We start from the raw sequence: 19,419 nt of genomic DNA, 5'->3' as shown, positions 1-19,419 counted from the left end.
CTATATTTCTAATTGGTATGATATAAGAGTTGTCGGGGCAGAGATGCCTATGAGACAGATATGGGGGTTTAGCGAAGTCCGGTCAAACGCGGTGGACTGTAAATCCATTCCTTCGGGTTCATAGGTTCGAATCCTATAGCCCCCATTTAATCATTGGGATATGGCCAAGTGGTAAGGCATCGGTTTTTGGTACCGTGTATTCGCTGGTTCGAATCCAGCTATCCCAGTTAAACGAAGAGTCAATGAGTCTTGGTACTTGTTGGCTCTTTTATTTTAATTTTTATTAGTTTCTTCATTAGGAAAATTCCAAATTTAATCGTATAATTAATAGATATGCTATTGAAAAAATGTTTACCATTCTCATCAAATAATCAGAAGAAGAGATGTGTTAAACTTGAAAGAACTTAATCCAATTGAAAGGTAATTTATGTTTACTAATTATGATTTAAAAACTAAAGCAAAAACATATGTTAGTGGCGAAAATTTTAGTACAGCAGTTAAGCTGACAATCGTTTTAATCATATGGCAGGTTATCTCAACTATCCATGATAATAATGAGCCAGCTCAGACAATTGATCCTGAAAATGTCCATGATTTAACGGCAACATCATTCTCTTTGGGAATGGAAGTACTGACAACTAGTATTTTGTCTGAAGTGTTGTTAGGAATTATTACATTAGGTGTAACTTGGGGATTTGTGCAATGGCATCGTAGTAAAAAGACGCCTGAAAACCCATTTAAAGATAGTATCAAGTTTTTAAACTCGAAAACATTGATTGACGTCGTTGTTTTGTTAGGTGTTCGATTTGTGTTCACGGTACTATGGACATTTTTATTTATCATACCTGGTATTATTAAGGCTTATTCATATTCACAGGCGCCGTTACTGTATGCTGAGGATGTTCGGGCTGGTCGTGAAGTTTCTTCAATTACGTCATATTTAAAAAAATCAGAAAATATGATGCGCGGTTATCGACTACAACTATTTTGGTTACAATTTAGCTTTATCCTATGGTGGATCTTAGTTGCCTTTACATATGGTGTCGCAGGAATCTATGTTGTACCGTATTATCAAGCAACTATGGCCGAATTTTATCTAGCAGTTCGCAATGGCGATTCATATAGTCGCCCAAAGATGCGTTTTGATGAAAATGATGAGTTGTAAAATTTTACAGCGAAGATGACAAACAGTAATTTGGGAAAGTTAGTTTTATTTAATTTTAAGAGTGTTTAGGAAGAGAAAAAAATGAGCCAAGATGTCACAAGTAAGCCACGTTATATTAAGGGATTTGATGGGCTTAGAGCAATTGCTGTGATTGGAGTCATCGTATTTCATTTATGGCCAAATGCATTACCTGGTGGATGGATGGGTGTACCATTGTTCTTCGTTTTATCAGGTTATTTAATCACAGATTTATTAATTCAAGAATATGATCGTAATGGTCGTATTGATGTATGGGGCTTTTACAAACGACGTATTAAACGTTTGTATCCAGCCCTTGTAATCATGTTGTTTGCAACGGCAAGTTATATTGCGTTTTTTGCACGTGATTTACTTTACAATTTAAGAGCTATTATTGGTAGCAACATGGTCTACCTTTATAATATTTGGGCGACAAAGAATGGTGATTCTTACTTTGATTCATGGGGTGGCTCATCACCATTTACCCATTTATGGTCACTATCTATTGAAGGACAATTTTATTTGATATGGCCAATTATTGTGATGATTTTGTTGGGACTTCGAATTCGACGTATCTCAATTGGCTTTTCATTAATCGGTTTAGCTGCAATTTCGGCTATTTTATTGGGAGTTTTGTATGACCCAATGAATATTAACCGTGCTTACTATGGTTCAGATACACGCATATTCGCTGTGTTATTTGGAGCAGCTTTAGCATTTGGATGGCCATCACAACGCATGAAACTCGTGCTGTCACCACGTGTTAAACGAAACTTGGATACACTGGGAACCATTGCACTAATCCTTACGATTGTTACGTTCTTCTTTTTGGACGGTGAATGGCGCGCTACTTATATGGGCTTGATGTTTGTAGCAACAGCAATTATTACAAGTTTAATTGCGATTACAGCGCATCCGGCATCATATTTAAGTCATATTTTGGATAATCGTATTTTTAATTATCTTGGTAAACGTTCATATAGTATTTATCTATATCAATTACCAGTCTTTGTCTTTTTCGATCGCTTAGTTAAGCATTCTAATACTTTCTGGATGGACATCGTCAAGATTATCATCGTGTTAGTATTGGCAGAATTGAGTTATCGTTACGTTGAAAATGTGTTCCGTCATATGAAGACGAGCAAGCCTTGGTACAAGGCATTCTTGACCCAGCGAAAGCTACAAATCACTGCAGTAGTAGCGTTGCTTTTGACAGTTGGGACTGGCTATGCAGTATCTGCTAAAGAAACGGCACATGCAAAGCCTAAGAATACGTTAGAGAAGCGATTAGATACTAATAAAGACCAGATTAGCCAAGCTAACAAAAAGGCCGTTGAACAAGCTAAGAAAGCGAAAAAAGACGATAGCAAGAAAGATGCTAAGCCTGAAAAGATTGATCCTAATTCCTTATCACAAAAAGAACGCGATGTGATGAGCAAGTATGGTTTAACAGCGGATCAATTTGCGTCTTTGCGTAACCAACGCGTGACAGCTGTTGGTGATTCAGTGATGGTTGATGTGGCACCTGATTTGCAAGAATTGATGCCAAATACAGTGGCTAATGCAACAGTAGGTCGTCAAGCATATTCAATTCCAGATATTTTAAGTTCTTATGATAGTCAAGGTTTGTTAACGCAAAATGTTATCATTTCAATTGGAACTAATGGTACGATTGGTGAGAATGACTTCAAAAAGATTATGGACATTGTTGGTAAGAATCGCCAAGTCTTCTGGATTAACAGTTATGCTGATCGTGATTGGGTCGAAAAGAACAATGCATTCTTAACAGAACAAACTGATAAATATAAGAATCTACACATTGTTGATTGGGCAACACTTGTTAAGGATCATAGCGATTGGTTAGGTGATGATAATGTACATCCTAACGCCAGTGGATCACAACAATATGCAAGTTTGATTGCTAAGACAATGGCTGATTATTATAAAGATAACGATAAGTAAATAGATTTATGATTAGAGGTTGGGACAAAAGAAAATGTTCCAATCTCTTTTTAGCTAAAAAAGTTTGAATTACAAGCCTGTAATTTTTATAGTATAAACGCGTTCACAAAGACTGGATTCTCAATGTAACGGATTTGCCCGCTTCACGGTCTGACGACCGCAAAACGTCCAAACACCGTTACACACCGAATCCAAAGCGTCTTTGTTCTCGCTCTGGTATAAACACGTTCACAAAGACTGGATTCTTAATGTAACGGATTTGCCCGCTTCACGGTCTGATGACCGCAAAACGTTCAAACACCGTTACACACCGAATCCAAAGCGTCTTTGTTCTCGCTCTGGTATAAACACGTTCACAAATGCTGAACCTTCCATATAACATCATTGGGGCCAATCATGTCCTGCGCGTTGCTCCGGCCACAATTAGTCCCAACAACGTTATATATCAGGTTCAACCCGCTTTTGTTCTCGCTCTCTGTTTAGGAGCTTGCACTAACAAATAGTACGTGATATTATTAACTGGTTAATTAACCAGTTAAGGAGGTTGGAAGTGATGGCGAATTCACCATATGCAGCACAAATTGATAATTTTTTAAATCATTTAAAATTATCTTCTGAAAATCAACGTGAGGTTTTAATTGGTACGAATAAAACAGATATTACAACAACCCAAGGACATTTATTAATGTTGTTGGCACAAAATGGTCCACAGACAAATTCTGAATTGTCACGGGCACTACAAGTATCAGGCGCTGCGGTTACGAAAGCTATGAAGAGTTTATACAGTCGTGATGAACCAATGGTTAATGTCATTCCTGATGAAAAGGATCGACGAGTTAGTCGCTGGTCATTAACCACAATAGGGATAGCAATGGCATCAGCGCACACACAACGACATCGTGAAACACTGACTGAGTACGAAGAATTATTAAATGAATTTTCAGCAGAGGAACAACAAGTTATTAGTAAATTTTTGTCAGACCTAGAGACACGTTTAATTGGAGAAAATGAATGAAGTCAAAAAAGAACATTTTGATCTGGATTCCGATATTGATTGTCATTGTCTTGTTAAGTATTATTTTTTATCAAGCTTGGCAACGTAAGAACCAAACTTCGGTTACAACTGGTGATAAGCAAATTTCAGTCGTGGCAAGTTTAGATAGTTACGGTGAAATGGCGACAGCTGTTTTAGGTAATGCTGGTAAAGTGACGAGTGTTATTGATAAACCTGAAATGGACCCACATGAATATGAACCAACTGCTAGTGTTGCAAAACAATTTGACCAAGCTGACGTCATTATTTCTAATGGTGGTGGTTTCGATAATTGGAGTGTCAATTTTGCTAAACAGAATAATACAGCTAAGCATATTAATTTAGCTAAACTTTATGACTATCAAGATGGTAAAAGTGGCGGCAACGAACATTTTTGGTATAAGACGGATGTCACAACACGACTACCAGAACAATTAGCAAAAACATATGGTCAGTTAATGCCAAATAAAAAAGCCTATTTTGAAAAAAATGCCCAAGCTTATCAAGATAAAGCTCAACGACTAGTGAAATGGCAACAAAAGGTGCAACAACGATTATCGGGTAAAAAATTATTAGCGACTGAACCAGTGTTTGATAATACTTTGTTGGCGCTTGGTGCGAATATGCAGGACAAAAAGTTCGCGCAAGCAATTGAAGAAGGTGATGATCCAACGCCAAGCGATGTGCGAGAATGGCAGCAACTCATTAATCGAGGTGAAATTGCAGCGGTCATTGAAAACCCACAAGCAACGGGGAAATTAGCAACGCAAGGTATAGCATATGCTAAGAAACATCATGTTCCAGTTGTGGCAGCACGTGAAACAAAACCAGCTCATACAACATATATTAACTGGCAAATTAAGCAATTAAAGGCATTAGATGAGGCGTTACAAGAATGATTATTTTAGAAGGTAAAGATATTGGTATTAAATTTGATGATCGCTGGCTTTATCGGCAAGTTAATTTTCAATTGAACCAAGGTCATAATTTAGCTTTGATTGGTGATAATGGAGTTGGTAAGACAACTCTGGTTAGAGCTATGTTAGGTAAGTTGCCGTTAACAACTGGGCAATTTGTGTGGTCAGGGGATGACCGGGATTATAAGGTTGCATATGTGCCACAATATCGGCCGGATATGCAGGCCTTTGCATTACGTATTCGAGATTTTGTTGCGTTAACTTTTGACCAAGGCATGCGACCATGGTTATCTAAAGTTGAAAAACAACAACTTGCAAATGTTCTGGCGATTACTGATTTAACAGATATTGCAGATCAACGGATTGATAAGGCGTCAGGTGGTGAGCGTCAACGCGCTTATTTGGCGCAGGCGCTAGTTCAAAACCCGGATATTTTAGTGTTAGATGAAGCAACAGCGAACTTAGATAATGTGGCTAAATATACGCTAATGAACGTTGTGCGTGAGTACCAACAACAATATCAATTAACCACCATCATGGTTAGTCATGATATTGATATTATGCAACGATATGCAGATGAATATTTGCTACTATCACCTAATGGTAGTGAATATGATACGATTCGTAATTTAGATGTGACAAAGTTAAAACGAGGAGGCCAAATTAATGTTTAGTTTTCCTTTTATGCAACATGCCTTTGTGGCAGGGACGTTAATTGCGATTATGAGTGGTTTAATCGGCCCATTCATTGTTGCGCGGCGGATGTCTTTCTTGGCCCATACTCTAAGTGAAATTGGGTTTGCAGGGGCTTCGTTTGCGTTGTTCATGAGCTGGTCGCCACTAGTGGGGATGTTGCTCTTTTCGGTGGTTGCTTCAATGAGTGTTGGTAGTTTAGGAATTAAGGAGCAACGTTCTGAATCTTTGATTTCAGCTGTTAGTGCAGTGGCAATTGGACTTGGAATTGCCTTTCTATCGCTGTCAGATAAAAATGCCACCGCAGCAACAGGTATTTTATTTGGTTCTATTTTTAGTATTAATAAAGCTGACGTGATTGAAGTCGTTATTTTAGCTATTTTAGTTATTTTAGTGACCTTAATAATGTTTAGACCATTGCGCCATTTTGCGTTTGATTATTCAACGGCTAGCTTTAGCTTGAAAAACATTCAATTAATTGAAGTGTTGTTTTTAGGGTTAATGGCTGTCACGGTTGCTGTATCAGCACAAGTAGTTGGTTCACTCTTAATCTTTATTTTGATGATTTTACCAGCTAGTTCAGCTATGCGTTGGGGACGAACGGTTTGGCAGATTATTGGTTTATCAATTCTTTTTGCCGTATTCGGGGTTTGGCTAGCATTAGTCATGTCATTCTGGCTAGACTTACCAGTATCATTCTTTATTGCACTAATCGAAGCAGCGATATATTTTGTGAGTTTAGCGCAAAAAAAGTAGCGATAAAATGCGCATCAATAAGGTATTCTGCTTGCGTATAAATAGGGCATTTGATAAAGTTGTTTATGGTATGCTTGTACGCAACAAGTGAATGAAATAAAGAAATAAAAGACTATTCTGTAGGAGAAAAAATAAAATATGCTAACAGTTTCAAACGTATCAGTGTCATTCACTGGTAAAAAATTGTATGACGACGTTAATTTGAAGTTTACGCCGGGTAATACATACGGAATTATTGGTGCCAATGGTGCCGGAAAATCAACCTTTTTAAAGGTTTTAGAAGGTAAACTACAACCTACAACTGGAACTGTCTCAATGGATCCAAATGAGCGTATGTCATCATTGGTACAAGACCACTTTGCTTTTGATCAATATTCAGTCATGGATACGGTTATGCAAGGTCATAAGGAATTATATGATGTCAAAACTGAAATGGATGACATCTATATGCACGATCCCTTTACTGATGAAGATGGTATTCGGGTTGGTGAATTATCAGCTCGTTTTGAAGAGTTAGATGGTTGGACTGCTGAAACGGAGGCTAGTCAATTACTACAAAGCATTGGTATTCCGGAAGAACAACACCAAACCATGATGTCAGACTTGCCCGAAGTAACGAAGGTTAAAGTTTTGCTTGCTCAAGCATTATTTGGTAACCCTGATATTTTGATTTTGGATGAGCCAACCAATGGTTTGGATACGAAGACGATTGCTTGGTTGGAAGATTTCTTGGCAGATTACCAAAATACAGTTTTGGTTGTTTCCCACGACCGTCACTTCTTGAATGCCGTGGCAACTATGATCTTGGATGTTGATTTCGGTAAGATTAAGTTATTCGTTGGTAACTATGATTTCTGGAAGCAATCATCTGAACTAGCCCAACGTTTGCAATCACAAGCTAATGCGAAGAAGGAAGAGCAAATTAAAGAATTGCAAGACTTTATTGCCCGTTTCTCAGCTAATGCTTCTAAGTCAAAGCAAGCAACTTCTCGTAAGAAGCAATTGGAAAAGATTACGTTAGATGATATTCAACCATCATCACGTAAGTACCCATACATTAATTTTGAAACACAACGTGAAATGGGTAATGATATGCTACGTGTTGAAGGTGTGTCAAAGAGTGTCGATGGTGAAAAGATTTTAGATAATATCACTTTCACTGTTAATCCTAATGAAAAGGCCCTAATCATGGCCGAAAACGATGTGGCCGCAACAATGATGTTGGATATCATTGCTGGTAAGGTAAAGCCTGACTTAGGTACAGTTACTTGGGGTGTTACAACGACACAAGACTACCTTGCTAAAGATATGGCCACTAATTTCCCTAATCCAGATCGTCCTATCTTAGATTATCTGCGTGATTTCGCATCAAAGGAAGAAAGTGACAATACATTCTTGCGTGGTTTGTTAGGACGTATGTTGTTCAAGGGTGAAGATGCTGAGAAGACTTTGGATGTTCTTTCTGGAGGAGAAAAAGTCCGTGTCATGCTATCAAAGTTGATGCTTACAAAGGCCAACGTTTTGATTTTGGATGACCCTACTAACCATTTGGACTTGGAGTCAATTACGTCATTGAACGACGGCTTGATTAAGTTCCAAGGTGGTTTAATTTTCACGTCACATGACCACACTTTTGCACAAACGATTGCTGATCACGTGATTGTTGTATCAGATCAAGGTTCAATTGATCGTGCTGAAACAACATATGATGAATTTATGGCGCACCCAGAAGTTCAAAAGCAATTAGCTGCTAAGAACATCGTGTTGTAATTAAAAATTAAATTATAGTAAAAGCCAACTGATAAATGTTGAATTTATCGGTTGGCTTTTTTGTATGGAAATAAAAAACAAATTAAGAAAAAATGCCTAAAAATCAAGGAAATTCATGCGTTATTGATTTTATATTTGTCTGTTAATTTGTATTTTAAATACAAAAGACTTTTAATTTGTCCGTACAACATGTATAATAACAATTGTTGATGAAAGCGATTACAAGTTTTCATATCGTTTCGCCTAAGTTAATGGTGAATCGTGTGGTGGGGGATGCGTAATTGTTTTCAGTAAGTAATTATTGTCATGTACGAAATACATGGTGTTGGAGGGAATAATTCATGTCTGAGAAGAAAATTTCTAGTAAATTTATTTACTTCTTTGGAGCCTTTGGGGGTATCTTATTCGGATACGATATTGGTGTTATGACTGGTGCATTGCCATTCTTACAAAGTGACTGGAATTTGTCAGGTGGTGGTGTTACAGGTTGGATTACATCATCGTTGATGTTAGGTGCTGTGTTTGGAGGTGCTATTGCTGGTCAGTTATCTGATCGTTTGGGACGTCGTAAGATGGTGTTATATTCAGCGGTGCTATTTATGATTGGTGCTCTTCTAGCAGGAATTTCACCACATAATGCTGTTGGTTATTTAATTTTCACGCGTGTGGTATTAGGAATTGCGGTTGGTGCAGCGTCAGCGTTGGTACCAGCTTATATGTCAGAGATGTCACCAGCTGAAAAGCGTGGTAGTTTATCAGGAATCAATCAATTGATGATTGTTTCAGGTATGTTGATTTCATACGTTGTTGATTTCATTCTTAAAGGATTGCCAGAACATATTGCATGGCGTTTGATGCTAGCTTTGGCTGCCGTACCTGCCTTGATTTTGTTCTTGGGAGTGTTACGTTTGCCTGAGTCACCACGTTTCTTAATTAAAGCAGGTAAGAATGATGAAGCACGTCAAGTGTTGTCATGGATTCGTAAGCCAGAAGAAATTGACGCTGAAATGACTGATATTAGTGAAACTGCTAAGATCGAACAACAAGCTGCCAAGACAACAACTTGGGGTTCATTGTTAGACGGCCGTTATCGTTATCTAGTTATTGCCGGTGTTGTTGTCGCATTCTTCCAACAATTTATGGGTGCTAATGCTATCTTCTACTACATCCCATTGATTGTTGAAAAGGCTACTGGTCAAGCTGCTGCTGATGCCTTGCTATGGCCCGTTGTTAACGGTGTTATCTTGGTTGTTGGTGCATTGTTCTACATGGCTATCGCTGAGAAGTTTAACCGTCGTCACTTATTGATTCTAGGTGGTACTGTGATGGGTCTTTCATTCATCTTGCCAGCAGTAATTAATTCATTTATGGATACTAATCCAATGATGATTGTTGTATTCCTATGCATCTTCGTTGCTTTCTATGCCTTTACATGGGCCCCATTAACATGGGTATTAGTTGGTGAGATTTTCCCATTAGCAATTCGTGGTCGTGCATCAGGTTTGGCATCATCAATGAACTGGGTTGGATCATTCGCAGTTGCTTTGGTCTTCCCAATCATGACAGCTTCAATGTCACAAGAAGTGGTCTTTGCTATCTTCGGTGTCATTTGTTTGGCAGCTGTTGTGTTCGTACTATTCCGCGTACCAGAAACACGTGGTCGTTCACTTGAGGAAATTGAAAAGATTGGTGCCGAAAAAGGTACAAAATAAAAATATTTAAAAGAACTCGGTATGTTTTATGCATATCGAGTCCTTTTTTGATAAAAAATAAAGTTAGTGATAATTAAGAGCTTTATTAATAGACAAAAGAACGAAAGCTATTCTATACTTTTATTTATTGCAAATAAAACTAAATAGGTAAGGAGTAGTGAACATGAATGATCTAACCAGTGGAAAACCCACAAAAGTCATCCTGATGTTTGCCATCCCCCTAATGATGGGAAACTTAGTGCAGCAACTGTACAACATTTCCGACACACTGATTGTTGGTCAAACGTTAGGTGTTAATTCATTGGCTGCGGTTGGTGCAACAGGAAGTATACAGTTCTTGGTAATGGGTTTCGTCCAAGGATTTAGTTCTGGAATGTCGATTATCACAGCGCAAAGATTTGGTGCGCAAAATGTCCGTGGTATTCGAGAATCTTTTGCAACGAGTATCGTTGCAGCCTTAATTATGTCCGTTATTCTAACTGTTGTGAGTTTAGTATTTTTGGATCCATTATTGAATTTGATGCAAATCCCATCAGATATCTATAAAGAATCAAAAATCTTCATTAGTATTATTTTAGCGGGTACGATTATGACGATGGGCTATAACGTTATTTCCAACGCTTTACGTGCCGTTGGAGATAGTAAAGCGCCATTGTATTACTTGATTATTGGAATGATTGTTAACGTCTCACTTGAGCTATTGCTGATTGTTAAGTTTGGTTGGGGTGTTGAAGGAGCTTCAACCGCAACTGTCTTTGCACAATTCGTAACAGTCGTTATCTCATATTGGCATATTACTAAATTTACTGATACGTTGCGTTTAACGTGGTCGGATTTTAAATTACCAAAAGGCGATTTGAAAAAACACTTTTTGGCAGGGGTGCCAATGGGCTTCCAACAATCAATTATCGCGATTGGAGCGGTAACATTAGCAACAGCTGTGAATACATTGGGTACTAACGCCGTAGCTGCCAATACAGCAGCTTCAAAGGTTGACCAAATTAGTACGCAGTTGATGATGGCAATTGGTGTTGCCATGGCAACATATACCGCTCAAAACTTTGGTGCTGGTAAATACGATCGAATTCTTGAAGGTGTTAAGAAGGCCTTAACAATTTCAATTAGTATTAGTTTCGTATTAGGTGCTATTGAGGTTATTTTTGGTCGTCAATTAGTTAGCTTGTTTGTCGGAGCTGGACAACATGAAGTTATGAGCTTGGCACAAGAGTACTTCTGGGCAAATGGGCCATTGTACTTTATTTTAAGTACCTTGTTTGTGCTACGTTATACACTGCAAGGACTTGGAGATGTTCGAACGCCGACATTAGCCGGTATGGGTGAAATGATTATGCGTACGATTACCGCTTTTTCATTGGTAAAGTGGTTTGGTTTCTTCGGAGTTAGTTTAGCTAATCCGTTAGCTTGGTTAGGATCATTGTTATTCTTAATTCCAGCTTGGCGTAGAATGGTGAAAAAGTTAAGGGGCTTAAAGAGTGTACCTGATGAAACAGAAGTAAATGAATAAGTATATAAAAAGGATGTGGTCCATAATTAACCACATCCTTTTTTGTTTATTCTGTTTCCTCGTCTGGAGGATTGACTACTGAAGAATGGCGAATAACGATATCTGGTTCATAAACAATATTATGACCTGGTTCGCCATTAATAACGTCAAGTAATATCTGTGCAGCATCATGGCCCATTTTACGTTTAGGATGACGATTTGTCGTTAAACTGGGAGTCATATAACTTGCTAGGCTATAATCATCAAATCCTACAATGGCAATATCTTCAGGGATACGAAGGCCAAGTGATTTGACTAAATCAATAGTTTGAATCGCTAATGAATCATGATAAAGCGCTAAGGCTGTTGGACGATTGGGTTGTTCTAAGTAGGTTTCAATTTTATTCAAAAGTAAAGTGGTATTTTCTTCATCATTTGATTGATACATGATGAGATTACTATCTAAGGCATAGTCAGGCTGTGCTTGAAATGCTTTGTAAAAGCCTTGCATACGATTGGCGCCCTGGATGTCATCAACTTTGAAAACACCTAGGATTCGTTTATGACCTTGTAAAATTAAATGTTCTACTAATTGCTTTTCTGCTTCAATATCATTAACACCAAGATAATTAAAATTTAAATCAGCATAAGTTGAGTTAATAAAGACCGTTGGAATACCTATTTTCTTTATTTGTTCATATAAATCTTTATTAGGATTAGGTAATGCAGACATTGTTGGTTCAATAATTAATCCACTTACACCACTTTCAATGATACGTAACAGACTACGTCGTTCACGATCAAACGTATTGTGTGTATTACTAATAAATAAAGCGTAACCAGCGTCGGAAACAACTTGATCAATACCACTAATAATTTCCGGGAAAATATAGTCTGCTAAGTGAGTGGTAATTACACCAATGACTTTATTTTCAGTTTTTACAGCAGGAACCTTTTTCCAGTCATTAACATACATACCATCACCTTGAATACGATATAGGTAATGTTCTTGTTCTAGTCCCGCAGTTGCTCGTCGAACCGTATAGCGGCTTACATTGTATTGTTCGGTTAAATTTGCTTCTGTGGGTAATTTATCACCAATCGCAAATTTACCAGAAATAATATCATTGCGAAGCCCTTTTTTGACAATGTCATATTTCGTATCCATAATGTCGCCCCGTTTCCTAAGTATGCAGTTAATTATAGCAAAAAAATAAGCAGATAAAAAAGGCTTATAAACATTAATATACGGCTAATTTCAGCAGGTTGTATTTTTTGTACATACAAATTTTGAGTTTATGCCTTGATTTGTCCGCACAAATGTTTTATTATAATGACTGTAAACGGTTACAGAAACAAATGATTCTCATTTGAGGGGAATAAAGTAATGAATAAAGAACAAATTCAAAAACAAATTTTGGCTGGTAAAACAGCCTTGGGGGTTGAGTTTGGATCTACTCGTATTAAGGCAGTGCTGGTTGCGACTGATTCATCAGTCATTGCAGTTGGTAGTCATAATTGGGAGAACAAACTTGAAGATGGTGTCTGGACATATTCATTAGAAGATGTCTGGACAGGTTTACAAAGTGCGTACAAAAATCTAACGGAAATTGTTAAAGATAAATATGGTGTCGAAGTGACACAACTAGCATCATTTGGAATTGCCGCTATGATGCACGGATATCTAGCTTTTAACAAAGATGATGAATTGTTAGTACCATTCCGTACTTGGCGTAATGCAATTACAGGTCAAGCAGCAAGTGAGCTAACTAAGTTATTTAATTTCAATATTCCACAACGTTGGAGTATCGCACATTTGTATCAAGCAATTTTGAATCAAGAAACACACGTGAAAGAAATTAGCTTCTTAACAACGTTGGCTGGATATGTTCACTGGCGTTTGACTGGTGAAAAGGTTATTGGAATCGGGGACGCGTCAGGAATGTTCCCAATCGATTCTGAAAAGAATGATTATAACCAAGCCATGATTGATCAATTTAGTTCATTAAAGACTGTCCAACAATATTTGTGGGAACTACGTACAATTTTGCCAACAGTTAAACTAGCTGGTGAAGAAGCTGGTAAGTTGACTGCGGCCGGTGCAAAACTATTAGATTCATCTGGTACTTTGCAAGCCGGGGCAGTTGCCGCTGCGCCTGAAGGAGATGCCGGTACTGGTATGGTGTCAACTAATTCAGTTAAAAAGCGTACCGCAAATGTTTCTGCTGGAACTTCAGCCTTTGCCATGGTTGTTTTGGAAAAGGAGTTGTCACAAGTTAATGAAAACATTGATATGGTGACAACACCAGATGGTTCAGCAGTTGCCATGGTTCATATCAATAACAGTACATCTGAGATTAATTCTTGGGCACGTGTCTTTACAGAATTCGCTGCTGAAGTTGGTGCAACAGTTACTGGTGATGAAATCTTTAGTGCATTATTCAATAGTGTGTTGAAGTCTGATCCTGATGCAGGTGGGTTGCTAAGTTATGGTTACCACTCAGGAGAAAATATCACTGGTATGGCTGAAGGTCGACCAATGTTTGTCCGGACACCAAATGCTAAGTTTACTTTGGCAAACTTGATGCGAATGCATGTTTACAGTGCTTTTGGTGCTATGAAGATTGGTTTGGATGTTTTGGCTAAAGAAAAAGTCGCCATGGATTCAGTTATTGCACAAGGTGGTATCTTCACGACACCAGTTGTTGCTCAAAAAATGTTAGCCGGTGTGATGAACACACCAGTGACATTAATGAAGAATGCTGGTGAAGGTGGCCCTTGGGGAATGGCCGTTTTGTCACAATATGTGGTTAACCGTAAACCAGATCAATCATTAGCTGATTATCTAGATAATGATGTTTTCCAATCACAAGAAAGCACGACTATTGAGCCTGATCCTGAAGATGTGGCCGGCTTTGAGAAGTTTATGGCACGGTACAAGGCTGGTTTGCCAATTGAGCAAGCAGCTATTGATCAAATGCCAATTGAGGAGGATTAATTCATATGTTAGAAGATGTTAAGCAACGTGTTTATGATGCTAACATGGCGCTACCTAAGCATGGCTTGATTAAATTTACTTGGGGAAATGTTTCAGAAATTGACCGTGAAAGTGGCCTCTTTGTTATCAAACCTTCTGGTGTGCCATATGATGAGTTAAAACCAGAAGATATGGTAGTTGTTGATCTTGACGGTAAGATTGTTGAAGGTGATCTAAATCCATCAAGTGATACAGAAACGCATCGGGTGCTATACAATAATTTCCCAGATATTGGTGGGATTGTGCATACGCATTCACCATGGGCCGTTTCATTTGCCCAAGCTGGTATTGATTTACCAGCTGCTGGAACGACCCATGCGGATACATTCTATGGGGATGTCCCTGTTGCTCGTCAAATGACTGATGAGGAAATTAAGGGTGAATATGAGTTGGAGACAGGTAACGTCATCGTTGAAACTTTTGAAAAGCGTGGTATTGATCCAATGGCTGTGCCAGCAGTGTTGGCACAAGATCATGGACCATTTACATGGGGAACGTCAGCTGACAATGCTGTCTATAATGCCGTGGTTTTGGAAGAATCAGCTAAGATGGCTTACCATACTTTGATGTTAAATCCACATAGTATTCATGTGTCACAAGCATTGTTGGATAAGCATTATTTGCGTAAGCATGGGGCTAATGCTTATTACGGTCAGAAGAAGCACTAGTTTAGTTTTAGTTATATATTTCGGGGGGAAATAGAAAGATGAATAACACAGAGAATTACAAGTTTTGGTTTATCACAGGTTCACAATTCTTATATGGTCCAGAAGTCCTAGATAAGGTTGAGGCTAATGCAAAGGACATTGTTAATAAGTTAAATGCATCAGGTAAGTTGCCATACCCAATTGAATTCAAATTAGTTGCTACAACCTCAGAGAATATTGCTGAAGCAATGAAGGAAGCAAATTATGATGATTCTGTTGCTGGTGTTATTACTTGGATGCACACATTCTCACCAGCCAAGAACTGGATTCGTGGTACGCAATTATTGCAAAAGCCTTTGCTACACTTTGCTACGCAATATCTAGAAGAGTTGCCATATGATGACATTAACTTTGATTACATGAATACTAATCAATCAGCCCACGGTGATCGCGAGTATGCCTTTATCAATGCTCGCCTCCGTCTAAATAACAAGATTATTTATGGACACTGGGCTGATCCAGAAGTACAAGCACAAATTGGTAAGTGGATGGACGTTGCTGTTGCATACAACGAATCATTTAACATTAAGGTTGCAGCTTTTGCTGACAAGATGCGTAATGTTGCTGTTACTGATGGTGATAAGATTGAAGCACAAATCAAGTTTGGATGGCGTGTTGACTATTGGGCAATGGGTGATTTAGTTGCTGAGGTTAATGCGGTTAGTGACGAAGACATCGATGCTAAGTACGAAGAATTGCAAAAAGAGTATGATTTCGTTGTTGGTGATAATTCACCTGAAAAGTTTGAGCACAATGTTAAGTACCAAATCCGTGAGTACTTTGGTTTGAAGCGCTTTATGGATGATCGTGGTTACACAGCCTTCACTGATAACTTCGAAGATTTGTATGGACTTGAGCAATTACCAGGTTTGGCAACACAAATGTTGATGGCTGAAGGATATGGTTTTGCTGGTGAAGGTGATTGGAAGACTGCTGCTTTGCTACGTTTGATGAAGATTATGTCTCACAACAAGCACACAGTATTTATGGAAGATTACACACTTGACTTGCGTAAGGGTCACGAAGCTATCTTGGGCTCGCACATGCTTGAAGTGGATCCAACAATTGCCTCAGATAAGCCACGTGTTGAAGTACACCCACTAGATATTGGTGATAAGGAAGATCCAGCACGTTTGGTATTTACTGGTATGCAAGGAGATGCCATTGATGCTACCTTAGCTGACTATGGTGATGAATTTAAGCTAATGTCATATGATGTTATTGGTAACAAGCCTGAAAAGGAAATGCCATTATTGCCTGTTGCAAAGCAACTTTGGACACCAAAGCAAGGTTTGCGTGAAGGTTCAGTTGGTTGGATGACTGTTGGTGGTGGTCACCACACAGTTCTATCATTTGATCTTGATGCAGAACAATTGACAGACTTGGCAAAGTTGTTTGGTTTGACTTACGTTGACATTAAATAAGCTCATAAATTAAAACTTCTAAGCAAAAAACTTTCATTTAAAATAAAAAAATACCTCATACAAATTGTCGGTAATAATATGACACAAAAAATGCATATTATTACTGACTTTTTATGTTATCTGGTATGATATATCATTGAGATAATTAATAAAATATAGGATAAATTTTCATAAAGGGGTATAAGTAACACATGGACATTACAACAAAACTTCAGTTAGCAGATGGCTATCAAATGCCACAACAAGGATTGGGGTTGTATAAAGTAACGGATCAGGATAACTTAACCGAAGTTGTGAAAACAGCTTGGAAAACAGGTTATCGGTTATTTGATACGGCACAGATGTACAAAAATGAAGCTGAAGTCGGTGTTGCGTTGCGTAATTTAGGTATGCCACGTGAAGATTATTTTGTAACGACTAAAGTTGCTGAGAGTAATCAGGGTTATGATGCAACACTCGCTTCAGTGGAACAATCATTGAAAGATTTACAAACTGATTATATTGACTTATTGATGGTTCATTGGCCATTGCATGAACACTTTTTTGAAACTTGGCGCGCTTTTGAACGATTGCAAGCTGAAGGTATCGTTAAATCATTGGGAACTTCAAACTTTGGGATGATTCATTTACAATATTTGGCAACACAAGCCAATGAAATGCCGGTTGTTAATCAAATTGAAAATCATCCACATTTGGTACAACCAGAATTACGTGGTTTCTTACGAGAAAATAATATTGTGACGCAAGCATGGGCGCCTCTTGGTCGTGGCTCTGTGTTGGCTGAACCTGTAATTGTTGATATTGCTAAGAAATACGGTAAATCACCAGCTCAAGTTGTGCTACGTTGGCATTTGGCTAATGGAACAAGTATTATTCCAAAGTCAGTTCATCCTGAGCGGGTTGTTGAAAATGCTGATATCTATGACTTTTCTTTGACAATTGATGAGATGTTAGCAATTGATAACTTAAATACTTTCACCCGTATTAGTCAGGAACCTGAACAAGTTTATGAACGTGGTCGTCAGTACCCACATCACTAGATAATAAACGAAAGAGTTGAGATATGTTGTCTCAACTTTTTTTGTGCGACATTTTACCTTCCTCAAATCGTTAGTATAAGTGTCAGCTGATATGTTGATGTTTCGAATGGCCATTCGATTAAATTTAAAGGAGATTAAATATGGTAGAAAAGAAGCAAACTGCTGCAAATATTGTAAAGGCAAAGATTTTTGGTAAGACCCCAGAAGGTGCAAGTATTAATCGTCAGTTTTATGTCAAAAAGGGGACAACTGTGGATGAGTTAACGGAATTAGCACAAATCTTCCGTCAACTTGGTGCTGAAACATCAATTGAGAAGATTATTACAGTTGATACTCAAGAACATGGATTTGTAGCTGCGAAAGCTAATTAATAAGGAGGAAAATTAATGAATCAAGTACTGGAATTGTCATTTACTGTTGCAGGCAAGGAGCCCAATACGGCCAGTCACATCACCATGATTAAGGTTAAAAATCCTGATATTATGATTGATCGGGATGCGGTTTATCAAGCAATGGTCAAACTATCAGCTGTAAAGTTCTTAATGAACGTTAAAGGTGATCCAATTCAATTAGGAACGCCTTACTTAGCACAACTTGCAACTATTAACAAAAAGACAATTTTTGAGATGGCTGACAAAGTAGCATAATCACAAAAAACACTGGATAAATGCATTTTAAAATGTATATATCCAGTGTTTTTGTATATTTTTAACTAAATTCAATTATTTTTAAGTTTTTGTTGCATAAAATTACGTTAAATGCTAATATTTATACATCAACAAAGGTTGTGAGTGACATTTATATTATTCAGCTTAACTAAGTGAATATATTCATAACAAATGAATAAAAAAGCTTTTTTAAGCAAATTTAGCACTTTTTATTGCATAAAATTTCAGTTACTGTTAATATTTATGAGGCAGTAATGAATGGGAGTAGAAATATGGCGATTTTAACGATAAAAGATTTACATAAGGAATATGGTAAAAACACAGTATTAGAATCAATTAATGCTGATGTTGAAGAAGGCGATGTGATTGCAATTTTGGGCCCATCAGGAACAGGAAAATCAACTCTATTGCGTGAGTTGAATATGTTGGAACATCCAACATCAGGTTCAGTAATTTTTGATGGTCAAGATATTACACAAGCTAATGAGGCACAATTAGATAAAATTCGTCAAGATTTGGGGATGGTGTTCCAAAGTTTTAACTTATTCCCTAATATGACAGTTTTGGATAATGTCAAAATCGCATTAGTTAAGGTTAAGGGACTTCCTGATGGTGAGGCAGTTAAAATTGCACAAAAGTTTTTAACTAAAGTTGGGGTTGAAGATAAAGCGGATGTTTATCCAGCATCACTATCTGGTGGTCAACAACAACGTGTCGCCATTGCACGTGCTTTGGCAATGAATCCTAAGATTATGCTATTTGATGAACCTACTTCAGCACTTGATCCTGAAATGGTTGGTGAGGTTTTGAAAACAATGCGTGAACTTGCACAAGAAGGTATGACGATGTTAGTTGTAACTCACGAAATGGGCTTTGCGCGAGAAGTTGCTTCAAAAATTTGGTTTATGAGTGATGGTGAAATGGATGTTTATGATAATCCAACCACCTTCTTTGAAAACTCAAATTCAGAGCGTGCACAAAACTTCTTAGCCAAGATGTTGTAGGAAAGGCAT

Annotated in this window: 17 protein-coding genes and 2 tRNA genes; 18 read left to right on the top strand and 1 reads right to left on the bottom strand. The window is 37.8% G+C overall.

Translation table 11 applies throughout. The features are described from left to right. Positions 1-62: 62 nt before the first annotated feature. From ACSYSF_RS07845 to ACSYSF_RS07795, 11 genes are all read left to right on the top strand, one after another. Positions 63-145: transfer RNA gene (locus tag ACSYSF_RS07845), tRNA-Tyr, on the top strand. A 9-nt stretch (positions 146-154) separates the two neighbouring features. Then, positions 155-227: transfer RNA gene (locus ACSYSF_RS07840), tRNA-Gln, on the top strand. A 200-nt stretch (positions 228-427) separates the two neighbouring features. Further along, positions 428-1,165: a DUF975 family protein gene (locus ACSYSF_RS07835; protein WP_489867459.1), complete on the top strand. Its 738-nt coding sequence runs from the start codon at positions 428-430 to the stop codon at positions 1,163-1,165. An 81-nt stretch (positions 1,166-1,246) separates the two neighbouring features. Continuing rightward, positions 1,247-3,145: an acyltransferase family protein gene (locus ACSYSF_RS07830; RefSeq protein WP_489867458.1), complete on the top strand. Its 1,899-nt coding sequence runs from the start codon at positions 1,247-1,249 to the stop codon at positions 3,143-3,145. Between the two features lie 553 nt (positions 3,146-3,698). Beyond that, entirely contained in the window at positions 3,699-4,160 is a 462-nt protein-coding gene (locus tag ACSYSF_RS07825) for a MarR family transcriptional regulator (protein ID WP_489867457.1), read from the top strand. Next, a complete protein-coding gene (locus ACSYSF_RS07820) occupies positions 4,157-5,077 on the top strand; it encodes a metal ABC transporter solute-binding protein, Zn/Mn family (protein WP_489867456.1) in 921 nt (306 codons plus the stop codon). Before ACSYSF_RS07825 ends, ACSYSF_RS07820 begins: the two co-directional genes overlap by 4 nt. Continuing rightward, the gene (locus ACSYSF_RS07815) at positions 5,074-5,769 is read left to right on the top strand and encodes a metal ABC transporter ATP-binding protein (protein ID WP_489867455.1); all 696 of its coding nucleotides are present in this window, start codon (positions 5,074-5,076) and stop codon (positions 5,767-5,769) included. Before ACSYSF_RS07820 ends, ACSYSF_RS07815 begins: the two co-directional genes overlap by 4 nt. After that, complete coding sequence (locus ACSYSF_RS07810) at positions 5,762-6,544, top strand: metal ABC transporter permease (RefSeq protein ID WP_489867454.1); 783 nt, start codon at positions 5,762-5,764, stop codon at positions 6,542-6,544. The genes ACSYSF_RS07815 and ACSYSF_RS07810 overlap by 8 nt, the downstream gene beginning before the upstream one ends. A 138-nt stretch (positions 6,545-6,682) precedes the next feature. Further along, a complete protein-coding gene (locus tag ACSYSF_RS07805) occupies positions 6,683-8,314 on the top strand; it encodes an ABC-F family ATP-binding cassette domain-containing protein (protein WP_489867453.1) in 1,632 nt (543 codons plus the stop codon). Positions 8,315-8,655: 341 nt separating this feature from the next. Then, a complete protein-coding gene (locus tag ACSYSF_RS07800) occupies positions 8,656-10,026 on the top strand; it encodes a sugar porter family MFS transporter (protein WP_489867452.1) in 1,371 nt (456 codons plus the stop codon). 163 nt (positions 10,027-10,189) lie between these two features. Further along, positions 10,190-11,551 (top strand): MATE family efflux transporter, encoded by a 1,362-nt coding sequence (locus ACSYSF_RS07795; protein WP_489867451.1) that lies wholly within the window; start codon positions 10,190-10,192, stop codon positions 11,549-11,551. A 46-nt stretch (positions 11,552-11,597) separates the two neighbouring features. Here ACSYSF_RS07795 and ACSYSF_RS07790 read toward each other — a convergent pair whose 3' ends face one another. Next, complete coding sequence (locus ACSYSF_RS07790; protein ID WP_489867450.1) at positions 11,598-12,698, bottom strand: GntR family transcriptional regulator; 1,101 nt, start codon at positions 12,696-12,698, stop codon at positions 11,598-11,600. Positions 12,699-12,917: 219 nt separating this feature from the next. On the opposite strand from ACSYSF_RS07790, the gene ACSYSF_RS07785 reads away from it, so the two are divergent. The 7 genes from ACSYSF_RS07785 to ACSYSF_RS07755 all read left to right on the top strand — a co-directional run bounded on the left by ACSYSF_RS07785 (position 12,918) and on the right by ACSYSF_RS07755 (position 19,410). After that, the gene (locus tag ACSYSF_RS07785; RefSeq protein WP_489867449.1) at positions 12,918-14,528 is read left to right on the top strand and encodes a xylulokinase; all 1,611 of its coding nucleotides are present in this window, start codon (positions 12,918-12,920) and stop codon (positions 14,526-14,528) included. A 5-nt stretch (positions 14,529-14,533) separates the two neighbouring features. Beyond that, positions 14,534-15,235: an L-ribulose-5-phosphate 4-epimerase gene (locus ACSYSF_RS07780; RefSeq protein ID WP_489867448.1), complete on the top strand. Its 702-nt coding sequence runs from the start codon at positions 14,534-14,536 to the stop codon at positions 15,233-15,235. 38 nt (positions 15,236-15,273) lie between these two features. Then, positions 15,274-16,698, top strand: a complete 1,425-nt coding sequence (gene araA / locus ACSYSF_RS07775; RefSeq protein WP_489867447.1) for an L-arabinose isomerase — start codon at positions 15,274-15,276, stop codon at positions 16,696-16,698. Positions 16,699-16,889: 191 nt separating this feature from the next. After that, positions 16,890-17,738: an aldo/keto reductase gene (locus ACSYSF_RS07770; protein ID WP_489867446.1), complete on the top strand. Its 849-nt coding sequence runs from the start codon at positions 16,890-16,892 to the stop codon at positions 17,736-17,738. A gap of 140 nt (positions 17,739-17,878) precedes the next feature. Then, on the top strand, positions 17,879-18,109 hold the full coding sequence (locus tag ACSYSF_RS07765; RefSeq protein ID WP_489867445.1) for a hypothetical protein: 231 nt from the start codon (positions 17,879-17,881) through the stop codon (positions 18,107-18,109). Positions 18,110-18,124: 15 nt separating this feature from the next. Continuing rightward, positions 18,125-18,385: a hypothetical protein gene (locus tag ACSYSF_RS07760; protein ID WP_489867444.1), complete on the top strand. Its 261-nt coding sequence runs from the start codon at positions 18,125-18,127 to the stop codon at positions 18,383-18,385. 293 nt (positions 18,386-18,678) lie between these two features. After that, complete coding sequence (locus tag ACSYSF_RS07755) at positions 18,679-19,410, top strand: amino acid ABC transporter ATP-binding protein (protein WP_489867443.1); 732 nt, start codon at positions 18,679-18,681, stop codon at positions 19,408-19,410. The last annotated feature ends 9 nt before the right edge of the window (positions 19,411-19,419 follow it).

It is taken from the genome of Weissella sp. ESL1139 (assembly GCF_058506735.1).
The sequence above is the reverse complement of the archived record's forward strand: the minus strand, read 5'-3'. Positions and strand labels throughout refer to the sequence as shown.